Annotated in this window: 9 protein-coding genes and 2 pseudogenes; 8 read left to right on the plus strand and 3 right to left on the minus strand. The window is 66.7% G+C overall.

The window, feature by feature from the left end; genetic code table 11:
* From K789_RS0110190 to K789_RS0110225, 8 genes are all read left to right on the plus strand, one after another.
* Window positions 1-267 (plus strand): CoA-binding protein (locus tag K789_RS0110190; protein WP_024366668.1); only part of this gene is annotated, 267 nt, incomplete at its 5' end.
* Window positions 268-354: 87 nt separating this feature from the next.
* Complete coding sequence (locus K789_RS0110195) at window positions 355-1,236, plus strand: polysaccharide deacetylase family protein (RefSeq protein WP_029704843.1); 882 nt, start codon at window positions 355-357, stop codon at window positions 1,234-1,236.
* Between the two features lie 53 nt (window positions 1,237-1,289).
* Window positions 1,290-1,697 (plus strand): MmcQ/YjbR family DNA-binding protein, encoded by a 408-nt coding sequence (locus K789_RS0110200; protein WP_024366670.1) that lies wholly within the window; start codon window positions 1,290-1,292, stop codon window positions 1,695-1,697.
* Window positions 1,694-2,239, plus strand: coding sequence for a DUF1990 family protein (locus tag K789_RS0110205; RefSeq protein WP_024366671.1), 546 nt, complete (start codon window positions 1,694-1,696; stop codon window positions 2,237-2,239). The genes K789_RS0110200 and K789_RS0110205 overlap by 4 nt, the downstream gene beginning before the upstream one ends.
* Window positions 2,240-2,250: 11 nt before the next feature.
* Window positions 2,251-2,853, plus strand: coding sequence for a hypothetical protein (locus K789_RS0110210; protein ID WP_024366672.1), 603 nt, complete (start codon window positions 2,251-2,253; stop codon window positions 2,851-2,853).
* A gap of 49 nt (window positions 2,854-2,902) precedes the next feature.
* Window positions 2,903-3,220: a putative quinol monooxygenase gene (locus tag K789_RS0110215; RefSeq protein ID WP_024366673.1), complete on the plus strand. Its 318-nt coding sequence runs from the start codon at window positions 2,903-2,905 to the stop codon at window positions 3,218-3,220.
* Between the two features lie 78 nt (window positions 3,221-3,298).
* Window positions 3,299-3,592 carry a DUF503 domain-containing protein gene (locus tag K789_RS0110220; RefSeq protein ID WP_024366674.1) on the plus strand — a complete coding sequence of 98 codons (294 nt, stop codon included), beginning with the start codon at window positions 3,299-3,301 and terminating at the stop codon, window positions 3,590-3,592.
* Window positions 3,593-3,710: 118 nt separating this feature from the next.
* Complete coding sequence (locus K789_RS0110225; RefSeq protein ID WP_024366675.1) at window positions 3,711-4,652, plus strand: hypothetical protein; 942 nt, start codon at window positions 3,711-3,713, stop codon at window positions 4,650-4,652.
* Between the two features lie 101 nt (window positions 4,653-4,753).
* On the opposite strand, the pseudogene purL reads toward K789_RS0110225, so the two are convergent.
* The 3 genes and pseudogenes from purL to purS form a co-directional block, all read right to left on the minus strand.
* Window positions 4,754-7,086 (minus strand): annotated as a pseudogene (purL, locus tag K789_RS22795) (phosphoribosylformylglycinamidine synthase subunit PurL).
* Window positions 7,083-7,845 (minus strand): annotated as a pseudogene (gene purQ / locus K789_RS22800) (phosphoribosylformylglycinamidine synthase subunit PurQ). Before purQ ends, purL begins: the two co-directional pseudogenes overlap by 4 nt.
* Before the next feature lies 1 nt (window position 7,846).
* Window positions 7,847-8,098, minus strand: a complete 252-nt coding sequence (gene purS, locus K789_RS0110240) for a phosphoribosylformylglycinamidine synthase subunit PurS (protein WP_011690410.1) — start codon at window positions 8,096-8,098, stop codon at window positions 7,847-7,849.
* Window positions 8,099-8,256: the final 158 nt, after the last annotated feature.

Below are 8,256 nucleotides of genomic sequence, written 5' to 3' on the forward strand. Positions count from 1 at the left end.
CCCGCCGATCCCGTGCACGGGGAAACCGGCTATGCCACACTTGCCGCCATCCCTGCCGAGAAGCAGCCGATCGACGTCGTTGACTGCTTTGTGAATTCCCAGAAAGTGGGGGCCGTGGTGGACCAGGCGATTGCCGTCGGCGCGAAAGCTGTCTGGATGCAGCTGGGCGTCATCGACGAGGACGCGGCGGCGCGGGCGAAAGCCGCGGGGCTCGACGTCATCATGAACGCCTGCCCGGCCCAGGACGCCCGGCGCTTCGGACTCTAGATCACGGGCGTGGGGCGGCTGTCGGAGCCGGACTTTTCGCTCTGCTAGTCTTCTGCCGTCATCCCTCCTTCGAGCCCAGGACCAACCATGTGCGAAGAGCACCAGACCGCGTTGCGGGCCCAGCCTGGGCGCCGGGCGGCGCTGGGGCTTCTCGGCGCCTCCCTTGCGACCGCCTTGGGGGCATGCTCCGTTCCGCAACCCACGGTGGCGGCCTCTGCAGAGACCGCGTCCGCCGCGCGTCCCGGGCCGCTGCTGCCCCCGGCACTGATCGCGGGACGTTTACTAAACGCCGGTCCGGCCGCGCCGGCGGCCCTGCGGCGCCCGGGACGCAAGCGCATCCGGCACGGCTTCATCCCCGATTTCAAGCTGCCGCCGGTGCAGCACGGCCTCGCGCCCGTCCTCACCAAGATCGAAACGAAACACCCGGTCGTGTTCCTGACCATTGACGACGGCATCACGCGGACCCCCGAAATGGTGGGCCTTATGACCGACTATGACTACCCGGCGTCCATCTTCCTCGCCCGAAACTTTGTCCAGGCTGATCCGGGCTTCTTCAAACAGTTCGCCGCCCAAGGGAGCCTGGTGGAGAACCATACGGTGAGTCACAACATCAACATGGTCAGTCAAATGGGATATCAGAAGCAGCTCGCGGAAATCACCGGCATGCAGGACTATGCCCAACAGCATTTCGGACGCCGCCCCACACTGTTCCGTCCGCCCGGGGGCGCCTACTCCACTGCCATGCGGCAGGCAGCCGCGGCAGCGGGGATTAAGGCGATCGTCACGTGGGAGGCCAAATCGAGTGCCGGTCACATGGACTACCAGTATGGCAACGCCTTGCGCCCGGGGGACATCGTGCTGATGCACTTCCGGCCCGAGTTCGCGGCCGATCTGGCCGCGTTCCGTGGTGCCCAGCTGGCCGCAGGCCTTGAGGTCGTGCTGCTCGAGGACTTCCTCGGCGTCGCTTGAGCCACTCCTGGGGCAGGGCTGGGAATGTCGGTGGATGAAAGTAGGCTGAACCCATGGATGTTGCCGCGCTCAGGGGAATCTGCCTTGGCTTTCCCGGTGCTTTCGAAGACTTCCCTTTCGGCCCGGAGACGTCGGTCTTCAAGGTGCGGGTTGCGGTGTCCGGCGGCAGCCGCCACGAAGCCAAAATGTTCGCCCTTTCCGCCATGCAGGAGGCCGACTTCTCGGTAAGCCTGAAGTGCGAGCCGCCCCTGGCGGAGCAGTTGCGCACGGCGCACCCCGAGATCACCGGAGCGTGGCACTTGAACAAGAAGCACTGGAATGGCGTGCGCCTGGACGGTTCCCTGTCCGATTCGATGGTGCGCGACATGGTCGAGGATTCCTACGACCTCGTGGTGGCTTCGCTGAGCCGGCGCCAGCAGGAACAGCTCGGCTGGGCGCGGCTGGCCGGCGGCCGGCGGTGAACGCACGGATCGCGGCCGGAGAGCTGAACTATGACGGGATCGGGTCCACGGAGCATGGCCCGCCGCCCGCGGACGCCGAATGCCTGGTCACCCACGCCTATGTGGGCGAAGGCATGGCCACCTACCGCCGCGTGGTCCAGGGCATGCTGACCTGGCAGCTGCAGAAACGGGCAGGGCTGCGGGTCCGCGCGGAATCCGACGTCGTGGTCCCGGGCGCGCGCGTGGTGAGCGGTTTCGGCGTCGGGCCGTTCCGGATCAACGCGCCGTGCGAGGTGGTCTGGGTCCGCCGTCCGGTGCCGGGAGACGGCACCCAATCCGCCGGCTTCGGCTACGGGACCCTCCCCGGGCATCCCGTCCGGGGCGAGGAGGCGTTCGAGATTTCCATCGATGCGGGTGGCCGGGTCCTGGTCCACATCACGGCCTTCGGGGTGCCGTCCAGCTGGCTCTACGCGGCGGGCGGCGCACTGACGAAGCGGGCGCGGAGCCACATCACTTCCCGTTACATTAGGAGTGCACAGGAACTGGCCGCAGGAGTGGACTGAGAGCAGGCAGAATGCTGAAGCAACAGACCCTTGACCACCTATGGGACTTCAACAACCCCGCACTGTCGGAAGCCCGCTTCCGCGCGGCAGCGTCTGATCCGGCCTACGACGCCGATGAACGCGCGGAGCTGACCACGCAGTTGGGCCGGGCCATCGGCCTGCAGGGCCGGTTCGAGGAAGCCGACGCGCTGCTGGACGCCATCGACGGCGACGAGCCCACGGTGGCCGTCCGGGTGCTGCTGGAACGCGGCCGGGTGCTGAACGCCAGCGGCCACGCGGAGATGGCCGTGCCGCTCTTTGAGCAGGCCGCCGAACTCGCGGACCACCTCGGCGAGGAATTCCTGGCCGTGGATGCGCTGCACATGCTCGCCATTGCCGACTCGGCCCACGCCCAAACCTGGACCCGCAGCGCGTTGGAATACGCCTCAACCGTGCATGACGAGCGGACCAAACAATGGCTCGTGGCCCTGCATAACAACTTGGGCTGGACGCTGCACGACGCCGGACGCTGCACGGAGGCGATGGTGGAGTTCCAGCTCGCCGAGCAGTGGGCGGAACGCATTGGCACCCCTCGACAGCAGGAACTGGCCCGGGAAGCGATCCGGGCCTGCTGAGGTTCCTGCAAGAATGGAACACCGTCCCACCATCCCGAAAGGCACGTCCATGATCTTTATCGTCGTCAAATTCAAGGTCAAGCCCGACTGGTCAGCCCGCTGGCTGGGCCTCGTTGAGGACTTCACCCGGGCCACCCGCCAGGAACCCGGAAATCTCTGGTTTGACTGGTCCCGCAGCGTCGAGGATCCCCACGAATTCGTGCTGGTCGAGGCCTTCAAGGACGACGCCGCGGGGGACCACGTCAACAGCGCCCACTTCAAGCAGGCCATGGCGGACATGCCCCAGGCCCTGCGGGAGACGCCGCAGATCATCAGCCGCCAGCTCGACGGCGAGGGCTGGGACCGGATGGGCGAACTCACCGTCTGACCCCATCGGTTGCTCCGTGACGGCCCTTTTGAGCCCCCAAAACGGCGTTTGCGGAGCAATCGATGGGAAAATTCAGGCATGTGGATTGGCTGGATTGAATTCGATGTGCTCCTTGGCGACGTTCACACCCTCAAGGAGAAGCGCTCCATCGTGCGCCCCGTGCTGGCCGAGCTTAAGCGCCGCTTCGACGTCTCTGTGACCGAGGCCGGACTGCAGGACCAATACCGGCGTGCCGTCATCGGCGTCGGGCTGGTCGCGGCGGACCGGGCGCACGTGATCGAGGTGCTTGCCGCCGTCGACCGCTTTATGGCCGCCCGCCCCGAACTGGAACTGCTCAGTGCCCGCCAGCGCGAACTCCGCAGCGACGACTAACCCCCATCGATTGCTCCGTAAACGCCCTTTTGGGGCTCCATAACGGCACCTATGGAGCAGTGGATGGATGGTGTGGATAACTTCTGCGGCGTCGGCGCGGTTTTGGTCTGATGTAGCCATGAAAACCGCGCGCCCGCTGCCGGACGATTTCCGGAGACGCCCGTTCACCGTTGTCGAGGCCGCGGAGGCCGGCGTGTCGCGCAAGCGGCTCCGCCACCGCTCCCTCGAAGCGCTGGGACGGGGGATTCGTTCCCTGGACCCGGCGCCGGAGCGTCCTCTGAGCGTGAGAGTGCGGCCTTTCATTGAGGTCAATGAGCGATGCGCCGCGTCGCACCTCACCGCGGCGGAGCTTGGTTCGCTTCCGGCGCGGCGGCAGAAGGAGGGACCGCAGATGTACCACGTGATCAGGCCCGAGGGCGCAGCCCATCTCAACCGGCCACATGTCATCGTTCATCGGATGAAGCTCTACGACGATGAAATCACGCTCCTGGACGGGATTCCCCTCACCACCCCGGAGCGGACCTGGCTGGATCTGGCCGAAATGCTGACCGTGGACGAACTTGTAGTGGCCGGCGACAGCTGCGTCCGGGTGCCCCGGCTTGAGCTCGAGGGGAGGGACATGCCGTTCTGCAGCCTCGCTGATTTGCAGCGGATGATCGACCGCCACAAAGGAAAGCGTGGTCTCCGCAAGGCGAGGGAGGCCATCAAACTCATTCGAGTGGGCTCAGATTCGCCGCAGGAATCCCTGCTCAGGCTCGCCATTGTCCGCGCCGGCCTGCCGGAACCAGAACTGAACGTGCCGATCATCGACGATGACGGAACCCGGCACCACGAACCCGACTTGTCTTATCGGAAATACAGGATCGGCATCGAATACGAGGGTGAGCACCATGGAGACGAGGGGCAGATCGTCCGGGACATTGCCCGTTCCGAACGGTACGCAGCCCTCGGCTGGACCGAGGTCCGGATCTCCAAGCGGCACATGCACAACGACGCCAAGGCTGCCGTGGCCAAGGTCCGGGCCGCGCTGGTCCAGGCCGGCTGGCGTCCGGGCCGGTAAACCAAAACGACTGCTCCGTAACTGCCGTTTTGAGGGTTCAAAAGGGCCGTTACGGAGCAGTCGATGGGGGGCGCGCCAGCGCGGGGNGGGGTGGGTGGGGACTAGCCGAAGTACTTCGGCAGGGTCGCCTCGTGGGCTTCGCGGAGCGCCTCAAGGTTCATGGTGTCGACGCCGTTGATCTCCAGCGTGCCGCCCTCGGCGTCCACAACGCCGATCCGGACGTGCGCAAAGCCGCGGGCAGTGCACATGTCCTTGAACCGGATCTCCTCCGAACGGGGCACGGCCACGATGGCGCGGCCCTGGGTCTCGGAGAACAGGGCCGTGAACAGGTCCACGCCGTCGCGGTCCAGGACGTCCTGGAGGGCGATCCGGGCACCGACGCCGTAGCGCAGCGAGGACTCGACAAGGGCCGCCGCGAGGCCGCCTTCGGAGAGGTCGTGCGCGGAGTCCACCATGCCGTCGCGGGAGGCGTTGATCAGGATTTCACCCAGGGCGCGTTCGGCCGCGAGGTCAACCTTGGGCGGCAGGCCGCCGAGGTGACCGCGCATGTTGGACCATTCCGAACCGTCCAGTTCCGCCGCCGTCGTGCCGAGCAGGTAGATGGCCTGGCCGTCTTCCTTCCAGCCCGACGGCGTGCGGCGCGCAACGTCGTCGAACTTGCCGAGCACGGCCACCACGGGGGAGGGGTGGATGGGGGTGGTGCCGGTCTGGTTGTACAGCGAGACGTTGCCGCCGGTGACCGGGATGCCCAGGACCATGCAGGCGTCGGACAGGCCGCGGATGGCTTCGGCCAGCTGCCACATGACATCGGGGTCCTCGGGGGAGCCGAAGTTCAGGCAGTCGCTGACGGCCATCGGCACGGCGCCGGAGGCGGCGACGTTGCGGTAGGCCTCGGCCAGCGCCAGCTGTGCGCCGTGGTAGGGATCGAGGTAGGTGTAGCGGCCGTTGGCGTCAGTGGCCAGGGCCACGCCCAGGCCGGTTTCCTCGTCCACCCGGACCACGCCGGCGTCGTCCGGGAATGCCATGGCGGTGTTGCCGCCGACGTAGCGGTCGTACTGGTTGGTGATCCAGGACTTGCTGCACATGTTCGGTGAGGCAACGAGTTCGGTGATGGCTGCGGCGAGTTCCGCGGGGGAGGACGGGCGGCCGGCATCCTGCACGGACCCGGTGAAGGCGTCGGCCTGCACGGCGTCCTGCNNNGGGCGTACGGGCGGTCGTAGACCGGACCGTCGTGGGCCACGGTGCGCGGGTCGACGTCGACAATGACCACGCCTTCCCACGTGATGATGAGGCGGCCGGTGTCGGTGACCTCGCCCAGCCAGGAGTACTCCACGGCCCACTTGTCCATGACCGCCTCGAACGCGGCGATGTTTTCCGGGGTGACCACGGCCATCATGCGTTCCTGCGACTCGGACATGAGGATTTCGCCCGGCGTCAGGGTGGGGTCGCGGAGCAGGACGGAGGTCAGTTCGACTTCCATGCCGCCGTCGCCGTTGGAGGCGAGCTCGGAAGTGGCGCAGGAAATGCCTGCGGCGCCGAGGTCCTGGATGCCCTCAACCAGGGAGCCCTTGAACAGCTCGAGGCAGCACTCGATCAGGACCTTCTCGGCGAAGGGGTCGCCCACCTGGACGGCGGGGCGCTTGGAAGGCTTGGTGTCGTCGAAGGACTCCGAGGCCAGCACGGAGGCGCCGCCGATTCCGTCGCCGCCGGTGCGGGCACCGAAGAGGACCACCTTGTTGCCCTTGCCGGAGGCGTTGGCGAGCCGGATGTCCTCGTGGCGCATGACGCCGACGGCCAGGGCGTTGACCAGCGGGTTGCCCTGGTACACGGAGTCGAAGACCATTTCGCCGCCGATGTTCGGCAGGCCCAGGGAGTTGCCGTAGCCGCCGATGCCGGCGACGGCGCCGTGCATGACGCGGGCCGTGTCCGGGTGGTCAATGGCGCCGAAGCGCAGCGGATCCATCACGGCGACCGGACGGGCGCCCATGGAGATGATGTCGCGGACGATGCCGCCGATGCCGGTCGCGGCACCCTGGTAGGGCTCCACGAACGACGGCGAGTTGTGGGACTCGATCTTGAACGTCACGGCCCAGCCGTCGCCCAGGTTGGTGACACCGGCGTTTTCGCCGATGCCCACCAGCATGTCCTTCTTCATCTCATCCGTGACCTTTTCGCCGAACTGGCGCAGGTGGTTCTTGGAGGACTTGTAGGAGCAGTGCTCGCTCCACATCACGGAGTACATGGCGAGCTCGGCGCCGGTCGGGCGGCGGCCCAGGACCTTGACCACCTCGTCGAACTCGTTCTGCTTCAGGCCCAGCTCGGCCCAGGGGAGTTCCACGTCCGGAGACTTGGCCGCGTTCTCGACGGTGTCGATGTTGAACTTCTTGGTCTCGGTGGCGGTGCCTGCCGTCCGGCCTGTCGACGTCTCCGTCATTTGTTGTCTCCCACGATCTTGTTCAGTACTGAGGTGAAGAAGCCCAAGCCCTCGGTGCCGGAGCCGTTCTCGGGACCGAAGCCGGTCTCCACGGCGTGTTCCGGGTGCGGCATAAGGCCCACCACGTTGCCGGCGGCGTTGGAAATGCCAGCGATGTCACGGCGGGNGGGAGCCGTTCGGGTTCCAGCCGACATAGCGGAACACCACGCGGCCTTCCGATTCCAGGGCGTCGAGGGTCTTCTCGTCCGCGATGTACTGCCCGTCCTGGTTCTTCAGCGGCACCGTGATTTCCTGGCCGGCGGTGTAGTCCCGGGTCCAGTCAGTGGTGGTGTTCTCCACCCGCAGGACCTGGTCACGGCACATGAACTTCAGGTGGTCGTTCTTGATCATTGAGCCGGGCAGCAGGTGCGATTCGGTGAGGATCTGGAAGCCGTTGCAGATGCCCAGGACCGGCAGTTTGGCGTCCGAGTTGGCGGCATCGATGATCTTGGCCATCAGCGGCGCGAAACGGGCGATGGCCCCGGCACGGAGGTAATCGCCGTAGGAGAAACCGCCGGGGATGACGACGGCGTCGATGTCACCCAGGGTGGTGTCGGCGTGCCAGAGCGCCACCGGGGTGGCGCCTGCCAGACGGACCGCGCGGACGGCGTCGCGGTCGTCCAGGGTTCCGGGGAACGTAACGACGCCGATCTTCGCACCTGCGAGCCTGGGCTCTGCGGCGACGGCGATTGCTTCGCCGATCAGGGGGAGTTCAGTCATCTCAGGCCTCGACGACCTCGACGTTGACGACGTCCTCGATGACCGGGTTGGACAGCAGCGTCTCGGCGGCGTTCCGGGCCTGGGCCAGGATCTCCTCGGTCACCTCGCCATCCACCGTCAGTTCAAAGCGCTTGCCCTGGCGTACAGAGCTAAAGGCGGTGAAGCCCAAACGGGGGAGTGCACCCACGATGGCCTTCCCCTGCGGGTCGAGAATCTCGGGCTTGGGCATGACGTCGACAACGATCCGGGGCATCCGGCAACTCCTGTGCGTGAGCATTGGGTAAGGGCGCAGCGGAGTGGTGCCGTCTCACGCCGATCCGCTGTGTGGTGAGGACAGCGTGAAAAGGGCGCTCCGCGAGCTTGCATCCCCATTCTACCGGCCGCGGCGCGTCCGGCCGCATTCGGGCCGGG

Source organism: Arthrobacter sp. TB 26, from assembly GCF_000427315.1.
In the GTDB taxonomy this organism is placed as follows: Bacteria; Actinomycetota; Actinomycetes; order Actinomycetales; family Micrococcaceae; genus Arthrobacter.

Bases quoted from the DNA above. Each gene is read 5' to 3' on its own strand.
- K789_RS0110195 (WP_029704843.1), top strand. From the start codon at position 355: ATGTGCGAAGAGCACCAGACCGCGTTGCGGGCCCAGCCTGGGCGCCGG.
- K789_RS0110200 (WP_024366670.1), top strand. From the start codon at position 1,290: ATGGATGTTGCCGCGCTCAGGGGAATCTGCCTTGGCTTTCCCGGTGCT.
- K789_RS0110210 (WP_024366672.1), top strand. From the start codon at position 2,251: ATGCTGAAGCAACAGACCCTTGACCACCTATGGGACTTCAACAACCCC.
- K789_RS0110215 (WP_024366673.1), top strand. From the start codon at position 2,903: ATGATCTTTATCGTCGTCAAATTCAAGGTCAAGCCCGACTGGTCAGCC.
- K789_RS0110220 (WP_024366674.1), top strand. From the start codon at position 3,299: ATGTGGATTGGCTGGATTGAATTCGATGTGCTCCTTGGCGACGTTCAC.
- K789_RS0110225 (WP_024366675.1), top strand. From the start codon at position 3,711: ATGAAAACCGCGCGCCCGCTGCCGGACGATTTCCGGAGACGCCCGTTC.
- purS (WP_011690410.1), bottom strand. From the start codon at position 8,098: ATGCCCCGGATCGTTGTCGACGTCATGCCCAAGCCCGAGATTCTCGAC.